This window comes from Leeuwenhoekiella polynyae (assembly GCF_004104075.1).
GTDB classification, from domain to species: domain Bacteria; phylum Bacteroidota; class Bacteroidia; order Flavobacteriales; family Flavobacteriaceae; genus Leeuwenhoekiella; species Leeuwenhoekiella polynyae.
Map to the genome: position 1 here is coordinate 607,274 of NZ_QOVK01000001.1, position 17,729 is coordinate 625,002.

Genomic DNA, 17,729 nt, shown 5'->3' on the forward strand with positions numbered 1-17,729 from the left:
GTGGTTAGCAAAAGCCAAATAAAATTAATAACGAGTCTGGCTCAAAAAAAGTACCGACAACAACATGGTCTATTTGTTGTTGAAGGTTTAAAAGGTATTTCTGAATTTTTGGAATCCAACTTTAACTTGCAAAGTCTCTTTGCGCTTGAGGGGTGTTTTAAGGATGAAAGGCCCACTGAAGTTACTGCTGCAGAGCTAAAAAAAATAAGTTTTCTCAAGACGCCTCAAAAGGCTTTGGCTCTATTTGAAATTCCCGAAGATCTAAATAAAGTAGAAGCGGGATTTCAGCTGGTTTTGGATGATGTACGTGATCCCGGCAATCTGGGAACCTTAATTCGTTTGTGCGATTGGTACGGTATTAAAAATCTTATATGTTCTAAAGAGACGGTAGATTGTTTTAATCCTAAAGTTGTTCAGGCAACAATGGGTTCGCTTACTAGAGTTAATCTGATTTATACTGATTTATCTCATCATTTGGCAGCACAAGACCTGCCGGTTTATGCCGCATTTATGGATGGAAAATCTGTCTATAAAGAAGGGCTTCCGCAAGATGCAATCTTAATTTTGGGCAACGAAGCAAATGGGATTTCTGATGTGGTTGCTGAAAATATTCAGCATAAAATAAGTATACCTCAGTTTGGACAAAGCACTACAGAAAGTCTAAATGTTGCAGTCGCCGGGGCAATACTTGTAAGTGAGTTTAAACGTAATTAATATTTACTTGATAATCGAGATTTAAATGCTCTAAGGCTTGTCTCAATGTTGTTTACTTCAAAGCACAAATACGTAAGCGCTTATAGTCTGCGTAGTAAAATCCATCTTTATATAAACTTTCGTGAACACGCTGTTGTGTGATTTTTCGTATTTCAGCTGCATCGTTTTCCGGGATGTCTGTAAAATACTTTCCGGCAAACATTTTTAGCCAATCAATTATTCCGGTTTCAGGATCTTTCAGTTTTGTTGGGCGTTCATATAAATGCGCAAAAGTAACTTGAAAACCACGCTGTTCTAGAAAGTGGCAGTATGTTCCTAATTTTGGAAAGTACCAATTGATGGTGCGAGATTGTTTGAGATATCCCTTTTCTTTAAGAACAGCACTCAAAGCGGATATTATCGTTTCAATATTACCGTTTCCACCCATTTCAAGAAGTAATCTTCCGTCTGGTTTTAAATTACTATACATGGCAGAAATAGCAGCTTCAGGATTTAAAATCCAGTGTAGTGTAGCATTGCTGAAAATAGCATCATACTGTTCAGAGTCTATAAAGCTCTCGCCACGCGCCTCAATAAATTTGATTTTGCTGAATTTATCTTGTGCAGCCTTAATCATCTCAACTGAAGCATCAATACCTACTAGATCAGCACCGCTTTCAGCAATTTCTGCTGTAAGCTCACCGGTACCACAGCCTAAATCAAGAATGCGTTCGCCGTTTTTAGGGTTCAACATACTGATGAGGTCTTTTCCGTAATCAAAGACAAACCCGTGCTTTTCTCTGTATAAATCTGCTTCCCACATTATTGAAAGGTAAAGTTTAAGAATATTCCGCGTGACTGCATAACTTCTATATTTGAAGTATATAAGCTATTAGGATTTTCATCTCTAACTAGCTCATCACTAAGTGCAAAGACACTGCGTATACTTGGTGAAAATTTAAAATAAGGTAAATAAAAATCGATGCCAAAGCCCACCTCATAATAGTAGGTGTTGTTTGTCATTCTAAATTGTCCTGCGCTGTTGTCATCAGGATTCTTTTCATTACTAGATAAGTTGTATGACCAACTAAAACCACCCTCTACAAAAGGTCTGAAGTTGTTAAGCCTTTTAGTTGAAAACTTCAATAGTAAAGGAATATGAATATAGGTCGAATTTAATTCGCGCATTTTGTCATTATCCTCTCCGGGAATGTCTAAATAAAATAAAGTACGGGCATTGTAAACCAGACCCGGCATCAGGCGTAAATCTAGATAATCATTGATACGCTTGTTGCCCAATAAACCTACATTGAAGCCATAATTTTGTTCTACAAAAATGTCTGGGCGATTTTCTTTATAATCAAAATTGAAATCATATCTGTTTATCCCAAAGTAGTATCCCCAGCTCCAAGGTTTTTTGTCAAAGTTCTCATCGTTGAGAATTCGCTCGCGGGTTAAAAATTGAGCATTAGTTGTAGAAAAGAGCCCAATAGTCAGGAATAAAAAGATAAAAATGATACGCATAGAATTACTTTGATGCCGAATATATGGTAGCGACCCCCATAGTTTGTGGATGGTCTTTAACATGAGTAAACCCTATTTTGCGTAAAATATTGTTGAGTTTTTCGCCATAAGGAAAAACCGAAGCACTTTCACTCAAGTAAGCATAAGCTTCTCGATCTTTCGAAAAGGCACGACCTATAAGAGGGAGTAAGGTTTTAGTATAAATACCATAACCTTGTTTAAATGGAGTCTTTGTAGGAACTGAAGTTTCTAAAATAACAAAAATCCCTCCCGGTTTTAAAACTCTTAGAATTTCGGCAAGACCTTTTTCTAAAGTTTCAAAATTACGAATACCAAAGGCTACGGTTATCGCGTCAAAATAGTTGTCTTCAAAGGGTAAATTTTCAGAATCTCCCTGAACCATTTCTATAGTTTGATCCAGATTTTTAGCGCTGATCTTTTCTTTACCTACGTTGAGCATTCCTGCAGAAATGTCAAGTCCGATTATTTTTTCGGCTTTAGTTTCAGCAAGATTTATAGCAAGATCACCCGTGCCTGTAGCCACATCAAGAATGCGTTGAGGTTGGGTAGCGGCTACCATCTTCACTACTTTTTTACGCCATTTTATATCTATGCCAAAAGAGATTACCCGGTTAAGCCCATCATACTCACCAGAAATAGTATCAAACATTTGCTCTACCTGTTCCCGTTTTGATCTATCAGAATTTTTATAGGGGTTCACGCTGCCGCTCATAACTTATTTTTAATGGCAAATATAGTATTTGTAAATCTGTTAGCGCTTTTATTTTAGAAGGCTGTTATATTTAAAGTTATCTCTATTAAATCTAGTATCTTTGCAAGGTTTTACTCACCAATTGGGTAGTGAACTTGAGGAAAAACCTCTTAGATATATTGTTGTCATATTGCTACTTAGTAGACTTGCTTCTGAGTAGATTACTTCAAACTCAACTATGAAGATTGTTATTGCAGGTGCCGGTGAAGTAGGTTTTCATTTGGCTAAATTACTGTCTTTTGAATCTCAAGACATCACGCTTATTGATGTAGATAAAGATAGGATTGCTTATGCAGATACGCATCTTGATATCCGTACAATACGAGGAGACACTACATCAATAGCTGTTCTTAAAGAGGCTCGTATAGATAGTACAGACTTGATTATTGCTGTTACAGCTAGCGAAACGACAAATATTACCGTTTGTGTACTCGCCAAACAAATGGGCGCAAAGCGTACTATTGCTCGTATTTCTAATACTGAATTTATAGCAAATCAAGAGGTAGCCGGGTTTAAGAAATTTGGTATAGATGAATTGATATCTCCCGAAAGTTTAGCCGCTTCAGAAATAGAGTTATTGCTTAATCAATCTGCATTTAACGACAGTTATGAGTTTGAGAACGGAGCTTTGACTATGGTGGGGACTTCATTAAGTCGTACTGCTTCTTTTGTGGGGAAAAGTGTAAAAGAAGCCGCGCGTATCTTCCCGAGTTTGCATTTTATGCCTATCGCGATACAACGAGAAGGAACGCAATATACTTTGATACCTCGTGGAGATACGATCTTTAAAGAAGGAGATCAGGTTTATTTTATGACGGTTAAAGGTGGGGTAGAAGAACTTTACAAGTTGACCGGTAAGGCAAAGCAGCAGATTAAGAATGTGATGATTTTAGGCGGAAGTAAAATAGGTTATAAAACCGCCCGTGATTTGTGTTCGCATAATTTTAATGTGAAGTTGGTAGAGAAAGACAGTGATAAAGCATTTGATCTCGCCGAAAAACTGCCTAAAACTTTGGTGATTAACGGTGACGGAAGAAACGTAGAATTGCTAGAGGAAGAGAATATTTATGATATGGACGCTTTTATTGCTGTAACCGGCAATAGCGAAACCAACATTATGTCTTGCCTTGTTGCAAAGTCTAAGAGTGTTAAGAAGACAATTGCCTTAGTTGAAAATATGGATTATTTTCAGCTATCGCACAGTATCGGTATAGATACGTTGATTAATAAAAAATTACTAGCGGCGAATAATATCTTCAGATATATTAGAAAAGGAGATGTAGTAGCAATGACTAAGCTCAACAATATGAATGCAGAATTGCTAGAGTTTATCGCTAAACCTAATTCTAAAGTTATAGGTAAACGCATAAAAGATCTTGACTTTCCGAGGTCTGCTACTATAGGTGGTATTGTGCGAGACGGAGAAGGAATTATTGCTTTAGGAGAAAATAAAATTCAGGTAGGTGATCGCATTGTTGTATGTTGCCTGCTGCGCTCTATAAATAAAGTAGAACGTATGTTTATATAACTACATGCCTAACAGAGTCAGACTTAATTACAAGATCATTTTTCACCTAATGGGTGTATTACTGCTTTTCAATGGCGGTTTTATGCTTATTTCTGCGTTAGTAGGTTATTTCTATGATGATGTTTCAGTAGCATTGGGGATAATCTCTTCGGGGCTGATCACATTATTTTTGGGAATGCTTTTTATGTTTTTCACACGAGATCATAAAAAGGAAATTCAAAAACGAGAAGGATACGTTGTTGTTACCTTTGGATGGATTTTTATGTCGCTGAGTGGCTGTCTTCCGTATTTGATTACTGGAGCAATCCCTTCTTTTACAAATGCTTTTTTTGAAACGATGAGTGGTTATACAACCACAGGAGCATCTATTTTAAATGATATTGAAGCCATACCTAATGGAATTCTATTTTGGCGTAGTACTACGCACTGGATAGGTGGTATGGGAATTATTGTACTTGCTATTGCGATTCTTCCTTTGTTGGGAATTGGTGGAATGCAGCTTTTTGCTGCGGAAGCTCCAGGGCCTAATGCAGATAAATTGCATCCCAGAATTACAGATACTGCAAAGCGTCTCTGGCTCATTTATTTTGGGTATACGGTGGCCGAAACCATTTTGCTTAAAATTGCAGGAATGTCTTTTTTTGATGCAATCAATCATGCGATGAGTACACTGTCAACTGGTGGTTTTAGTACAAAGAATGCCAGTGTTGCTTACTGGAATGATAATCCCGCGATACAATGGATTATCATCGTATTTATGTTTCTAGCAGGTACAAACTTTATACTCAGTTATTTCGCTTTTAAAGGAAAATTACGCTCCGTATGGAAAGACGAGGAATTTAAATTGTATACAGCTTTTACGGTAGGTTTTACAATATTAGTGGTTCTCATTATTATACTGCGTGCAGATGTTTCAGTCTCTTCGATAGACCACCCTATGGTTTTAGGAAAATATGAGAGTGCTATAAGGCACGGGTTATTTCAGGTGATTTCTGTGATTACTACCACGGGATTTGTTTCAGCAGATTTCACAATGTGGGCACCTTTTGCGACAGTAATCTTTTTTGGATTGATGTTCTTAGGAGGTTCTGCCGGTTCTACTTCAGGGGGTATTAAGGTTGTACGGCATTTGATGATTGTAAGAAATGGCGTGCTTGAGTTTAAGCGTACGTTGCATCCTAATGCAATTCTTCCTGTGCGTCATAATGGTAAAGCAGTCTCTAAAGAAATTGTATTTAATATATTAGGATTTTTCATATTATACCTACTAGCATGGATCATAGGTGCTTGCGGTCTTGCGGCTTTAGGTCTCGATTTTGCAACCGCTTTGGGAGGTTCTGCTTCTTCGCTAGGTAATGTAGGTCCTGCATTTGGAATTTTGAGTCCGGTTAATAATTTTGATGCATTGCCACTAGTAGGGAAGTGGTGGTGTGCATTTTTAATGATGATAGGTCGTCTGGAGCTGTTTACTGTTTTGATACTGTTAACGCCGTTCTTTTGGCGTAATCGCTAGTAACGTTTAACTTTACTGCTTATTAGAATTAAAGCCTAAAGAGACTTTTTTAAAGCTAAAATTCTACAAAAAAAAATAGTGTCTTGAAAAATTACGATCTCATTATAATAGGTGGTGGTCCTATAGGTTTAGCCTGTGGTATTGCAGCAACAAAAGCAAAACTCAACTACATCATTCTTGAAAAAGGAGTGCTGGTAAACTCTCTCTATAATTTCCCAGAACAGATGACCTTTTTCTCGACTTCAAACCTGCTCGAGATTGGTGATGTGCCTTTTGTGGCGCATAATGATAAGCCTACACGTAAAGAAGCTTTAGAGTACTACCGCAGGGTTTATGAGAGTTGGAAATTAAATGTACGGCTCTATACGCCTGTATCTGGAATGCAACAAATTGAAGGTGGTTATATTCTAGATACTCCAAAAGAGCAGTTTAATACTAAAGCTGTAATTGTTTCTACAGGTTTCTATGATACCGCTCGTAAATTGAATATTCCGGGAGAAGATCTTCCTAAGGTTAAGCATTTTTATGATAGTCCGCATCCGTATGTGAATCAAAAGCTTTTAGTAATTGGGGCTGCAAATTCGGCGTGTGATGTAGCTTTGGAGACTTATTATAAAGGTGCTGAGGTCACAATGGCTATCCGTAGTAATGAGATTTACCCTAAAACTAAATATTGGATCAAGCCAAATATCGAAAATCGAATCAAGGAAGGTTCTATCAATGCATATTTTGAAACTTCGGTAACTGAAATTAAACCTCATTCTGTTGTGTTGAATACTCCTGAAGGTGAGGTTGAAATAGAAAATGATTTTGTTTTGGCAATGATAGGGTATATGCCAGATTATTCCTTATTTGAAAATTTAGGAATTCCTGTAGATGAGGAAAATCATAAAAAGCCTATTCATAATCCAGAAACTTTAGAAACACCGTTACCCAATGTTTATGTTGCCGGTGTTATTAATAGTGGGCTCAAAACAAGTAAATTGTTTATAGAAAACACACGTGTTCATGCAGATATGATCTTAGAGCATCTTAAAAGTAAAATCTCTCAGATGGCTTAGTTTAGTTAATATTTTCCTAAAGGAATGTATTACAAAAACCTTTTAATGAATTTGTTTCGTATGTGTAACTGTAACTAAAAAAAAACTTACACTATGAAAAAGAGAAATTCACTATCAACACTTTTTATCGCATTATTTATCACTGCAACAACTGTTGTAACTGCACAAGAAACTAAAATGGTAGGAGGAGCAGAAATGTATCCTACAAAAAATATAGTTGAGAATGCAGTAAACTCAAAAGATCACACAACTCTGGTAGCTGCAGTGAAAGCCGCAGATTTAGTAGAGACTTTACAAAGTGATGGTCCTTTTACTGTTTTAGCTCCAACAAATGCAGCTTTTGACAAATTACCAGAAGGAACCGTAGCTACTCTTCTTGAGCCAGAAAACAGACCAGCATTACAAGGTGTACTTACGTATCACGTAATTGCAGGAAAGCATTCTGCAGCAGATATTATGAAAGATATTAAAGATGCAGGAGGAACTGCTGAGTGGACAACCGTTAACGGTCAAAAACTATGGGGAATGATTGATGGAGGTATGGTTAAAATTAAAGACCAGGCCGGTAATATTGCAACTGTAACTATCGCTGATGTAAACCAATCAAATGGTGTTATTCACGTAATTGATACGGTTCTCCTTCCTGAAATGTAAAATTCAGATAAGCTATGAAATAAGAAAAGCGACCTAAACAGGTCGCTTTTTGTTTGTTATATGAATGCTGAAATTAAGAAACAGCTTTCTTTATTCTAGCAAGAGCTTCTCTAATTTGATCCTGACTCGCAGCGTAAGAAATACGTATACAGTTAGGGTTTCCAAATGCTTCACCGGTAACGGTAGCAACATTTGCTTGCTCTAGAATGTATAAAGCAAAATCTGAAGCGTTGTTAATTGTCGTGCCGTTTAAGGTTTTTCCAAAATAGTGAGAAATATTAGGGAATACATAAAATGCACCTTCTGGCTCATTACACTCAAAACCTTCGATGTCTTTTAAAAGACCTAGAATTAATTTTCTACGCTCTTTAAATTCATCAACCATATATTGAATTTTGCTCACAGGAGCTTCAAGAGCAGTGATCACTGCGCGCTGAGCGATACAGTTAGCACCACTGGTAACCTGACCTTGTATTTTATTACAAGCACGAGCGATGTAAGTAGGAGCGCCAATATAACCTATTCTCCATCCGGTCATAGCAAAAGCTTTTGCAACACCATTTACAGTAACTACGCGATCATACATATCTTCAAACTGAGCCATACTCGCATGACCACCTACGTAATTAATATGCTCATAAATCTCATCACTAACCACAACGATTTGAGGATGCTTTTGAAGTACATCTGCAAGAGCGCGCAATTCAGCTTCGCTGTAAATAGATCCACTTGGGTTGCAAGGAGAACTATACCAAAGCATTTTTGTTTTAGGAGTAATAGCAGCTTCTAGTTGTTCTGGAGTCATTTTAAAATCGGTATCCAAAGAAGTTTCAACTTCAACCGGAACACCCTCTGCAAGTTGTACAATGTCTGAATAACTCACCCAGTAAGGGCAAGGTAAAAGCACTTCGTCTCCAGGATTAAGACATACCTGTGCTACGTTATATAAAGACTGTTTTGCTCCAGTAGAAACTACGATTTGAGAACGATCGTAAGTTAATTTATTATCACGCTTAAATTTATTAATAATTGCGTCTTTCAATTCTACATATCCGTCTACGGGAGTGTATGAATTGTAATTGTCATTTACAGCTTGTATAGCGGCATCTTTGATAAAATCTGGCGTGTTGAAGTCTGGTTCTCCAAGGCTAAGACCTATGATGTCTTTGCCTTCAGCACGCAATTCACGAGCCTTTGCAGCCATAGCAAGTGTAGCAGATGCTGCTAAATTATTAATTCGGTCAGATAGTTGATTGGTAAGTGTTTCCATTTAAAAATGTAAAAATTAAGCTGATTGAAGAGCGGGTTGCATCCCCATCTCTTTTAAATATTTAAAATGAGCAATAATCGCTTTGCGTGTAGTCTTATACTCATTGTATGGTAAATTAAATTCATTAGCCGTTTCGCGAACGATTTTAGAAATCTTAGTGTAGTGAATATGGCTAATGTGTGGAAAAATATGATGCTCTACCTGATGGTTAAGTCCGCCGGTGAACCAGTTTACAACTCTGTTTTTTGTTGAAAAATTAACGGTGGTGAATAACTGGTGAATTGCCCAGGTATTTTTCATCGTTCCGGATTGATCTGGCAATGGCATATCTGCTTCGTCAATAACGTGCGCTAATTGAAACACAACGCTTAGGATTACCCCGGCAGTATAATGCATTACAAAAAAGCCAATTAGTATTTTCCACCAGGCAACATCCAAAACAAGAATAGGAAGGACGATCCAGATACTTATATAAATAAGTTTTGTGATAACAAGTTTTGTCCATTCTAATTTAGGATTCGGAAACTCACCATAAGAAAGCTTGCGTTTCAAATAGCGCTTCATCTGAAGGAAATCTGTTGTAATCGCCCAGTTGAAAGTTAAAAGTCCATAAAGAAAAATTGAATAATAGTGTTGAAAACGATGGTGCTTATACCAAGGAGCATGTTTAGAAAACCTCAGCACTCTTCCTGCTTCTAAATCTTCATCGTGACCGTGTATATTGGTGTAGGTATGGTGCAATACATTATGCTGAACCTGCCAGTTATAAACATTTCCCGCAAGGATATAAATACTGCTACCCATGATTTTGTTAACCCATTTTTTCTTAGAAAAAGAGCCGTGATTACCATCATGCATAACATTCATACCTACGCCGGCCATACCTACTCCCATAACAATGGTTAATAAAAGTTGAGCCCAGCCCGGAAGATCTAATGTTAAGAGTATGAAGTAAGGAGCAAGAAATAAAGAGAACATCACGGCAGTTTTGAAATACAGTTTCCAGTTACCGGTGCGTTCTACATTATTTTCTTTGAAATACGTGTTAACACGCTTGTTGAGTGTTCGGAAAAACTTAGCCGAATCTACTCTTGAAAATTTTATTGTTTTAATATTTTCCATAAACTTTCTGCTTTATGTAAGCAACACTTTAGAGGGTGTTTACAATGCAACCTCAAAAATAAGATTTATATCTTTTTAAGGTCTGTAAATACCTTAATTTAACGCCTTAAATCCTAATTTTGTTGCTATAAAAGTTGAATATGGAACTTATTAAGCATTATTTTTCAGATCTAGATGATAATCAGCTACTTCAGTTTGAGAAGCTGAATGAATTATATCAAGACTGGAACCTTAAAATCAATGTCGTGTCTAGAAAAGACATTGATGAAATTTATTTACGCCACGTTTTACATTCATTAGGAATTGCTAAAGTGCAAGCTTTTAAGTCTGGAGCATCAATACTAGACGTTGGTACAGGGGGTGGTTTTCCGGGTATTCCGCTTGCTATACTTTTTCCGGAAACTCAGTTTCATTTGGTTGATAGTATCGGTAAAAAGATAAAAGTGGTTGAAGAAGTTTCTGAAGGATTAGGACTTAAAAATGTAAAAGTTACGAATGACCGCGTCGAAAATATTAATGGTCAGTATGATTTTATCGTGAGTAGAGCAGTAGCTCAGATGGAAACTTTTGTGAGATGGGTGAAAGGAAAAATTGCTAAGAAAAGTGAGCACGAATTGAAAAACGGAATTCTTTACCTTAAAGGCGGGGATCTCACTGAAGAGTTAGCGCTGTATACATCTTCAAAAATCTATAACCTAAAGGATTATTTTGACGAGGAATTTTATGAGACTAAAAAAGTGGTCCATCTTCCTTTAAAGTATAAAGGGTGAAATTGGCGCACATTAAAGCATAAAAAAGCGACTATTTAAGTCGCTTTTTTTGTTTTAAGTTCTAAGCATATTTAAGTACGTTCTGTTACATCTGGTTCCAAAACTTCTCAAAAATTCTTGTGCTCTGTTTAAGAGTGTGGTGCGTTCTTCTTGATCGATTTCTAATAAAGAATCTTCTAATTCTTTAAGTTTTTCATCAATACTTTCAGGATCACGCACTAGATACAACTTTTCTTTCTTGCGTGTTATCTTTCTGTTACTCTTCTTTTTGGAAACATCTATAACTGAATATTTCACTTTCAGTACATACATTTTTTTATCCTCCGTCGTCATAGTCATGATATTTTATATAAAGTAAAGATAAGAAAATAGATTCAATTAACCTTAAAAATACGTTTACGTAACATTAAGTTAACTTTGAGAAGCGCGTAATAAAAAAGCTACCGATTTACTGGTAGCTTTTTAAAGTACTTAAAGAGGGTATTTATTCTCCTAAAAAAGGATATCTGTAATCTGCTGGAGTTACAAATGTTTCTTTTATTAGACGTGGAGAAACCCATCTTAGTAAGTTAAGAATACTACCTGCTTTATCGTTTGTTCCTGAAGCTCTTGCTCCACCAAATGGTTGCTGACCTACAACAGCTCCCGTAGGCTTGTCGTTGATGTAGAAGTTACCGGCAGCATTTTGTAATGCTTGTGTAGCTTCAGTGATCGCGTAACGGTCTTTTGCTAAAACAGCACCTGTTAACGCATATTCACAATCGTCAACTAGTTTTAAAGTTTCGCTCCAGTTTTCGTCTTCATAAACATAAATCGTAACAACCGGGCCAAAAAGCTCGGTAGTCATCGTAGTATATTTAGGATTTGTTGTTAAGATAACAGTGGGTTCTACAAAGTAACCAGTAGATTTGTCACAGTTACCACCTGCAATGATTTCTGCTTCTGAATCATTTTTAGCTTGATCAATATACTTGGCTAATTTGTCAAAAGAGCCTTCGTGAATAACAGCAGTGATGAAGTTACTCATATCTTCCGGAGATCCCATTTTAAAAGACTTAATATCTTCTAAAAGGAAATCTTTTACTTCATTCCATATTGATTTTGCTACATAAACACGGCTTGCAGCACTACATTTCTGACCTTGAAATTCAAATGCTCCACGAGAAATAGCAGTGGCAACTTGTTTAGGGTTTGCTGTAGGGTGTGCTAATATAAAATCTTTACCACCAGTCTCACCTACAATGCGTGGGTATGTTTTATAGTTGTGAATATTTGCACCTATTTTTGCCCAGATGTCTTTAAATACATGAGTAGAACCTGTAAAGTGAACCCCAGCAAAATCAGGACTAGCCAATACCGTGTCAGTAATCATGGCAGGATCACCGGTTACCATATTGATAACACCTTCAGGAACACCAGCTTCTTCAAAAACTTCCATAATTACTTGTGCAGAATACACCTGGCTATCGCTAGGTTTCCAGACAACAGTGTTGCCCATAAGAGCAGGAGCTGCAGGTAAATTCCCGGCAATTGCAGTAAAATTAAATGGAGTAATCGCGTAAATAAACCCTTCTAATGGACGATGTTCTACACGGTTCCAAGCTGCAGAAGAAGACTCTGGCTGTTCTGTGTAAATCTCACTCATATACTGTACATTAAAACGTAAAAAGTCAATGAGCTCACAAGCTGAATCAATCTCAGCTTGATAAATATTTTTAGACTGCGCAAGCATTGTAGCTGCATTAATTTTATAACGGTAAGGACCTTGAATTAATTCTGCAGCTTTTAAAAAGATTGCTGCACGATGTTCCCAAGGCATTTGTGACCACTTCTTACGAGCTTCAAGAGCTCCAGAAATAGCATCTTCTACATTAGATTTTTCAGCTAATTGGTATGTTCCTAATGTGTGTTTGTGATCGTGAGGAGGAGACATCGTACGTGTATTTCCTGTTTCTATTTTCTCACCATTAATATATAGAGGCACATTTACTGTACTGTTGTATAAATCTTTGTAAGTTTTTAATACTTCTTCGCGTTCTGGAGTTCCGGGAGCGTAGCTTTTAACAGGCTCGTTTATAGCAACCGGTACTTCAAAAAATCCTTTTGACATAGTTGTTTATTTTTTTGTGTTCTTATTGAATTCTAAGCCGCGGAAGTTACAAAATAATAAAGGCAACACCTGAATGCTAGGGGGGTGTATTTTCTTTAAAAAATATAAGGTGAATTTGGCTTTATGTACGTCTTAATTGAGAACGTGTGTAGCACTCAGTTTAAATGTAGGAATCATTACCTGAAACTGACCAGAGTTTGAAAAGTTAATCATTGTATAGTGGCCGTTCATAGCTCCAAAAGGAGATTTGAGTAAACAACCAGAATTGTAGGTGTGGGTCTCGCCGGGTTTTAATACAGGTTTTTTTCCTATAACGCCTTCTCCCACTACTTGTTCTCTCACGTTGAGTGCGTCATAGATAAACCAGGATCTGCTAAGTAATTGCACAGTATCTTGACTATTGTTTGTAATACTTACCCGGTAGCCAAACGCATAAAATATTTCATTGTTCTTTGTGAAAGAACCTTCAAAATAGGTATCTACAGATACGCGTATGCCTTTTGTGACTTGTTCTACCATGTTTAATACAAAGCTGCAGTGAGTATAAAAAACAGTGCTCCTGCAAATGTTCCTAGCATTAAAAATACAATATTTAATATGAAAAACTTAATAATAGTGCGTAATCGGCTTTCTTGGTAAAAGTTACGCAGCGCTTTGTAGAAGTAAAATGGAGCTACAAATATTATAAAAATACCAGAAAGAGAATCTCCATTCAGTAAATATTCAGGAAGTAATAAGAGCACTAATACTAAAAACAGAAATGTGAAAATATGGAAAATGAAAATCACGTGTTCCATATAATTATAATTGCGCTTTACGATGAATAATTTTTTGAATCCGGCAATTAAATAAAGAGATATTCTACCTAGATAGGGTATTTTAAAAAAACGAAGAAGCTTAGGGTTTGAAGTGTTTGTAAGCTCTGATAGAATAGATTTGAAAGAATATCTTTTAAAGTAAATCAATAAAAAGAAGCAGGCAAAAACAGGTGCTAGAAAGAATAAGAATAGAGGAATTTTTTGGGTAAGATATTTAGCAAATTCAATGGGATTATCTAGTATTCGTTCAAAACTTTTCTCTTTTTCATAAATCCAAATATTGAGTCTGGTCTTTGAGTAATCAAGACTGTCCATAGCTTGTGCGGGACTCTTGATTTTAGTTTTGATTGAGAAGTCTTGAAATAAATTAAATTTTCTAGTCGTTCGTTTAAAAAAGTTAATAGTATCTAAGCTGCTTTCTCTTATATATGCAAAGGGTAGCCTTTTAAGGCTGTCTTTATCTTTAACTTTTAAACCTAGCTCTTTATAATAGCTAATAGAATCAAATGGTATTTCTGGATTCTCAGAGTTGACATTTAAATTAAAAATGTTCTTCAGCGATTGATTATTAGCATCTACTTCATTGATTTTTACAAAGTCTAAAAAACCGCTTAAAAGAAAGTAGATGATGCTTACGCTTAGGAAAAATCTAAAAGGGTTCGCGTAACGCATACGCTGTCCTTTAGCGTAATTACGTGTGATAACACCTGGCTTGAAGAGCAAGTCTTTTATGGTGTATCTAAATCTGGAGTCGTAATTAACTACGCTAATAATAAATTCACCAAAATAATCATTTAGCGAAATCTTTTTTGTGGAATTTAATTGACCACAATAGGGGCAATAACGGTCACTTAAATCTAAGGGGTGATTGCAGTTGAGGCATTCGTTACCGCGGTAGTTGAGTGATTTTCGAGAAGATTGTTGTAGTTTTTCTTTCACAATCTAAATATAAAACGATTATTCTAAAATGGAGATTAAAATACTACGGTCTCCCTTTAAACTTGATTTTTAAGAACTTCACAAGAGTAAATCGTGTTGTTAATTTCTACGCACGTTTGATATTGAAGTAGATAAAGCGTTGCCTACTCCTATGAGTTCATCAAAACGACCTCCCGGTGGTTTGTAATAAATAAGCACATCGTAATTGTTTTCGGTTTGCCAGAAGTCTCCATCAACAGGATTGTAAGGTAGCTTCTCTCCATTTTTTGTGACGGTATATTTGTAGTTGTAATATCCTTGTTTGAGTAATAAAGCTAGTTCATAGCGCTCGCTTTCTGGATTGTAGAGCATTTTAGTCGCCTCTTCGAGAGTGTAATTATTGAAATTTCCATAGATATGAATTTCTTCATCTTCAGGGCGTATGGGGTGATCTAAGCTAAAATGAATCCAGGCATATTCTGAATTTACTTTAGGCTCATTTCCTTGAATGGTATTGATCGCGAAATTCCCATTAAGATCGGGGTTATAGGTGTAAACCTTGTCTGCACGGGTGGTATTTCCATATAAATAATTATGATAAAGATTGATGAGCTCTATGTACTGTACGCGATTTGTTGCTGCCCGAATGTCTTTATTGTCAAAATCAAAAAATTCATTGCCGGCATAAAACGAAGCTTCTTCATCATAACGATATTGAAGTTGGTTGCCTATATTGTATTGTGGAGTAAGGTTAGATATGGTATTATTGAGATTATTGTTTTGAATGATAAGCGGTTTTATAGTTTTTTCTGGATTGATCAAAACAGATTCGCCGGAGTCCACATTAAAATTTACAACTTGTTTCTGTTCGATAAACTCTAGATTTCGTGTACGTAAAATTTCTACACCCACCGTTACCTGAGGGTCATAGATCATGAATTTTCTAGAAAAAATAAGTTCATCATCTGTATCAAAAACCTGCAATAAATAATTTCCAGATTTTACAATAGCAGTAGTATACTGATTGGGTATCTGTAATTCGTAATGAGTGTAAAGTTGAAGTGTGCTTACAGAATTTGTATAATCCATAATACGTATATCATCAATACCTTTTAGATATTCGGTTTTTGCAAGAACTGAAGGGGTCCAGTCGTAATTGTAGTGCGTGATGGTGTAGTAATAGTCAGCTTCATCACCTATTATATCATCAAAACTTAAATTTAACGGGTCACCCAGTCGTAACAACGGCAATTGACTTTGCGCTGTATTTCCATAAAACTGAACGGTTTTGATATAGGCTGGAGCAGGAGTTTCTGTTGCTACCTGAGCAAACCCTTTTACGAAGAAAAATAACATGCAATAAACCGAAAACGTTTTCATTTTAAAAATTCAAGTGTAATGAAGCAAATTTACTGGCGTCAAACATTATTTGGAAACAGTCTCAATAAGAGATAAAACTAGTTGTTATAAGCGGTTTGAGCGCCTTCAAATGTAACAAAAATTATCCCGCCAGATTTTTATATTATTGTTTGTGTTATAAGCTTCTAAAATTTGTAAATTTGCACACCTCAATTCAAGCATATAAAGGGTTGAGGATAACAAGAACTTTAACATATACTTCCTATGTCAAAAGACATTAAGATCAAAAAGGGTCTTGATATTAAGTTAGTGGGTGAAGCCGAGCAAACTATTGCCGATGCACCCAAATCAAGAACCTATGTGATCAAGCCTTCAGATTTTCATCTTGTAACTCCAAAGATGCTGTTTAAAGAAGGAACTAGCTTTAAAGCAGGAGAGCCACTTTTCTATGCTAAGAAAGATGAGAGCATCAAATTTGTTTCACCAGTTAGTGGAACACTCACTGAAATCAAACGAGGCGCCAAGCGTGTTATTACACATTTAGTTATTGAAGCAGATGGTACAGAGGATTCTGTAGTGCATTCAAACATTGATGTCAATACCGCAAGTGCAGAAGCCATTAAAGAGCGTATGCTAGAATCTGGCTTATGGCCATTTATTAAGCAGAGGCCTTATGATGTCATCGCGAGTACAAAAACTACTCCTGATGCTGTCTTTATTTCTGGTCACAACAGTGCTCCTTTGGCTCCTGATTATAACTTTAGTTTAAAAGGAAAAGAAGCGCAATTACAGGCCGCAATTACTGCGTTGAGCAAGCTAACTTCTGGTAAAGTTTATCTTGGTGTTGCTAAGGTTTCAAACTCTGTTTTTGAAAATCTTAGTGAAGTTGAGATGCATACTGTTTCTGGCCCACACCCTAGTGGTAACGTAGGTACGCAGATTAACAAGATTGCTCCGGTAAATAAAGGGGAGACTGTATGGACAATTACTCCAGAAAACCTTGTTGTAATAGGAGAGCTTTTCCTTACCGGTAAATTCAACCCAGAGCGTGTTATTTCTGTTTCTGGTTCTGAGGTTAAAGCACCAAAATATTACAAAACAAAAATAGGAGCAGAGGTTTCTACTTTTGCGTATTCTGCAGGTATTAATAATGACAATGTGAGAATGATCTCCGGGAATGTTTTAACCGGAAATCAAGTTGCAGCAGATGGTCATCTAGGATACTACCACAATGAGTTTGTTGTGATCCCTGAGGGTGATGATTATGAACTTTTTGGATGGAATAAACCTGTTTTTAATAAAATTTCTTCTTCTAGAGCATTAACCTTCTCTTGGTTATTCCCAAATAAGAAATACGATTTAGATACAAATACAAACGGTGAACACAGAGCATTTGTGGTGACTGGTAATTATGAAGAGGTTTTTCCTCTTGATATTTACCCACTTCAATTGCTTAAGGCTTGTATGGTACAAGATCTTGATGCAATGGAAGCGTTAGGTATGTATGAAGTAGCTCCTGAAGATTTTGCACTTACCGAATTTGTATGTGTGTCAAAGCAACCACACCAGGCAATCATTCGCAAGGGACTTGATTTAATGCACGAAGAAATAGGATAA

The 17,729-nt window shown here is 36.4% G+C and carries 17 protein-coding genes; 7 read left to right on the forward strand and 10 right to left on the reverse strand.

Translation table 11 applies throughout. The annotated features are described in order from the left end of the window. Entirely contained in the window at positions 1-714 is a 714-nt protein-coding gene (locus DSM02_RS02545) for a TrmH family RNA methyltransferase (RefSeq protein WP_128764164.1), read from the forward strand. Between the two features lie 52 nt (positions 715-766). Here DSM02_RS02545 and DSM02_RS02550 read toward each other — a convergent pair whose 3' ends face one another. The 3 genes from DSM02_RS02550 to ubiE are packed head-to-tail and all read right to left on the reverse strand — an operon-like array spanning position 767 to position 2,950. After that, complete coding sequence (locus DSM02_RS02550) at positions 767-1,516, reverse strand: class I SAM-dependent methyltransferase (RefSeq protein WP_128764165.1); 750 nt, start codon at positions 1,514-1,516, stop codon at positions 767-769. Then, on the reverse strand, positions 1,516-2,217 hold the full coding sequence (gene porT / locus DSM02_RS02555) for a type IX secretion/gliding motility protein PorT/SprT (RefSeq protein WP_128764166.1): 702 nt from the start codon (positions 2,215-2,217) through the stop codon (positions 1,516-1,518). Before porT ends, DSM02_RS02550 begins: the two co-directional genes overlap by 1 nt. Before the next feature lie 4 nt (positions 2,218-2,221). Next, positions 2,222-2,950, reverse strand: coding sequence for a bifunctional demethylmenaquinone methyltransferase/2-methoxy-6-polyprenyl-1,4-benzoquinol methylase UbiE (gene ubiE / locus DSM02_RS02560; RefSeq protein ID WP_128764167.1), 729 nt, complete (start codon positions 2,948-2,950; stop codon positions 2,222-2,224). Positions 2,951-3,167: 217 nt separating this feature from the next. Here ubiE and trkA point away from each other — a divergent pair, with 217 nt between their 5' ends. From trkA to DSM02_RS02580, 4 genes are all read left to right on the forward strand, one after another. Further along, entirely contained in the window at positions 3,168-4,517 is a 1,350-nt protein-coding gene (gene trkA, locus DSM02_RS02565; protein ID WP_128760197.1) for a Trk system potassium transporter TrkA, read from the forward strand. A 4-nt stretch (positions 4,518-4,521) separates the two neighbouring features. After that, a complete protein-coding gene (locus tag DSM02_RS02570; protein WP_128764168.1) occupies positions 4,522-6,030 on the forward strand; it encodes a TrkH family potassium uptake protein in 1,509 nt (502 codons plus the stop codon). 83 nt (positions 6,031-6,113) lie between these two features. Then, positions 6,114-7,091, forward strand: coding sequence for a YpdA family putative bacillithiol disulfide reductase (locus tag DSM02_RS02575; protein ID WP_128764169.1), 978 nt, complete (start codon positions 6,114-6,116; stop codon positions 7,089-7,091). Between the two features lie 93 nt (positions 7,092-7,184). Further along, complete coding sequence (locus DSM02_RS02580) at positions 7,185-7,745, forward strand: fasciclin domain-containing protein (RefSeq protein ID WP_128764170.1); 561 nt, start codon at positions 7,185-7,187, stop codon at positions 7,743-7,745. A gap of 73 nt (positions 7,746-7,818) precedes the next feature. On the opposite strand, the gene DSM02_RS02585 is transcribed toward DSM02_RS02580, so the two are convergent. Both DSM02_RS02585 and DSM02_RS02590 read right to left on the reverse strand, forming a co-directional pair. Beyond that, entirely contained in the window at positions 7,819-9,015 is a 1,197-nt protein-coding gene (locus DSM02_RS02585; protein WP_128764171.1) for a pyridoxal phosphate-dependent aminotransferase, read from the reverse strand. A 15-nt stretch (positions 9,016-9,030) separates the two neighbouring features. Continuing rightward, positions 9,031-10,137: a fatty acid desaturase family protein gene (locus DSM02_RS02590; protein WP_128764172.1), complete on the reverse strand. Its 1,107-nt coding sequence runs from the start codon at positions 10,135-10,137 to the stop codon at positions 9,031-9,033. A gap of 140 nt (positions 10,138-10,277) precedes the next feature. Here DSM02_RS02590 and rsmG point away from each other — a divergent pair, with 140 nt between their 5' ends. Beyond that, positions 10,278-10,907, forward strand: coding sequence for a 16S rRNA (guanine(527)-N(7))-methyltransferase RsmG (gene rsmG / locus DSM02_RS02595; protein ID WP_128764173.1), 630 nt, complete (start codon positions 10,278-10,280; stop codon positions 10,905-10,907). 54 nt (positions 10,908-10,961) lie between these two features. Here the strand turns inward: rsmG and DSM02_RS02600 are convergent, their stop codons facing one another. From DSM02_RS02600 to DSM02_RS02620, 5 genes are all read right to left on the reverse strand, one after another. After that, the gene (locus DSM02_RS02600; RefSeq protein ID WP_128764174.1) at positions 10,962-11,240 is read right to left on the reverse strand and encodes a hypothetical protein; all 279 of its coding nucleotides are present in this window, start codon (positions 11,238-11,240) and stop codon (positions 10,962-10,964) included. A 151-nt stretch (positions 11,241-11,391) separates the two neighbouring features. Beyond that, positions 11,392-13,017, reverse strand: coding sequence for an L-glutamate gamma-semialdehyde dehydrogenase (gene pruA / locus DSM02_RS02605; RefSeq protein WP_128764175.1), 1,626 nt, complete (start codon positions 13,015-13,017; stop codon positions 11,392-11,394). A gap of 132 nt (positions 13,018-13,149) precedes the next feature. Beyond that, positions 13,150-13,536 carry a Co2+/Mg2+ efflux protein ApaG gene (gene apaG / locus DSM02_RS02610; protein WP_128764176.1) on the reverse strand — a complete coding sequence of 129 codons (387 nt, stop codon included), beginning with the start codon at positions 13,534-13,536 and terminating at the stop codon, positions 13,150-13,152. A gap of 2 nt (positions 13,537-13,538) precedes the next feature. Beyond that, on the reverse strand, positions 13,539-14,774 hold the full coding sequence (locus DSM02_RS02615; RefSeq protein ID WP_164918212.1) for a DUF3667 domain-containing protein: 1,236 nt from the start codon (positions 14,772-14,774) through the stop codon (positions 13,539-13,541). A 99-nt stretch (positions 14,775-14,873) separates the two neighbouring features. Further along, positions 14,874-16,133, reverse strand: coding sequence for a type IX secretion system plug protein (locus DSM02_RS02620; RefSeq protein WP_128764178.1), 1,260 nt, complete (start codon positions 16,131-16,133; stop codon positions 14,874-14,876). Between the two features lie 243 nt (positions 16,134-16,376). On the opposite strand from DSM02_RS02620, the gene DSM02_RS02625 reads away from it, so the two are divergent. Continuing rightward, positions 16,377-17,729: a Na(+)-translocating NADH-quinone reductase subunit A gene (locus tag DSM02_RS02625; RefSeq protein ID WP_128764179.1), complete on the forward strand. Its 1,353-nt coding sequence runs from the start codon at positions 16,377-16,379 to the stop codon at positions 17,727-17,729.

What these genes read in the sequence shown, in the direction of transcription:
- DSM02_RS02590 (WP_128764172.1), bottom strand. Translation starts at nt 10,137, where the DNA reads ATGGAAAATATTAAAACAATAAAATTTTCAAGAGTAGATTCGGCTAAG.
- pruA (WP_128764175.1), bottom strand. Translation starts at nt 13,017, where the DNA reads ATGTCAAAAGGATTTTTTGAAGTACCGGTTGCTATAAACGAGCCTGTT.
- DSM02_RS02580 (WP_128764170.1), top strand. Translation starts at nt 7,185, where the DNA reads ATGAAAAAGAGAAATTCACTATCAACACTTTTTATCGCATTATTTATC.
- ubiE (WP_128764167.1), bottom strand. Translation starts at nt 2,950, where the DNA reads ATGAGCGGCAGCGTGAACCCCTATAAAAATTCTGATAGATCAAAACGG.
- rsmG (WP_128764173.1), top strand. Translation starts at nt 10,278, where the DNA reads ATGGAACTTATTAAGCATTATTTTTCAGATCTAGATGATAATCAGCTA.
- DSM02_RS02585 (WP_128764171.1), bottom strand. Translation starts at nt 9,015, where the DNA reads ATGGAAACACTTACCAATCAACTATCTGACCGAATTAATAATTTAGCA.
- DSM02_RS02570 (WP_128764168.1), top strand. Translation starts at nt 4,522, where the DNA reads ATGCCTAACAGAGTCAGACTTAATTACAAGATCATTTTTCACCTAATG.
- DSM02_RS02620 (WP_128764178.1), bottom strand. Translation starts at nt 16,133, where the DNA reads ATGAAAACGTTTTCGGTTTATTGCATGTTATTTTTCTTCGTAAAAGGG.
- trkA (WP_128760197.1), top strand. Translation starts at nt 3,168, where the DNA reads ATGAAGATTGTTATTGCAGGTGCCGGTGAAGTAGGTTTTCATTTGGCT.
- DSM02_RS02600 (WP_128764174.1), bottom strand. Translation starts at nt 11,240, where the DNA reads ATGACGACGGAGGATAAAAAAATGTATGTACTGAAAGTGAAATATTCA.
- porT (WP_128764166.1), bottom strand. Translation starts at nt 2,217, where the DNA reads ATGCGTATCATTTTTATCTTTTTATTCCTGACTATTGGGCTCTTTTCT.
- apaG (WP_128764176.1), bottom strand. Translation starts at nt 13,536, where the DNA reads ATGGTAGAACAAGTCACAAAAGGCATACGCGTATCTGTAGATACCTAT.
- DSM02_RS02625 (WP_128764179.1), top strand. Translation starts at nt 16,377, where the DNA reads ATGTCAAAAGACATTAAGATCAAAAAGGGTCTTGATATTAAGTTAGTG.
- DSM02_RS02550 (WP_128764165.1), bottom strand. Translation starts at nt 1,516, where the DNA reads ATGTGGGAAGCAGATTTATACAGAGAAAAGCACGGGTTTGTCTTTGAT.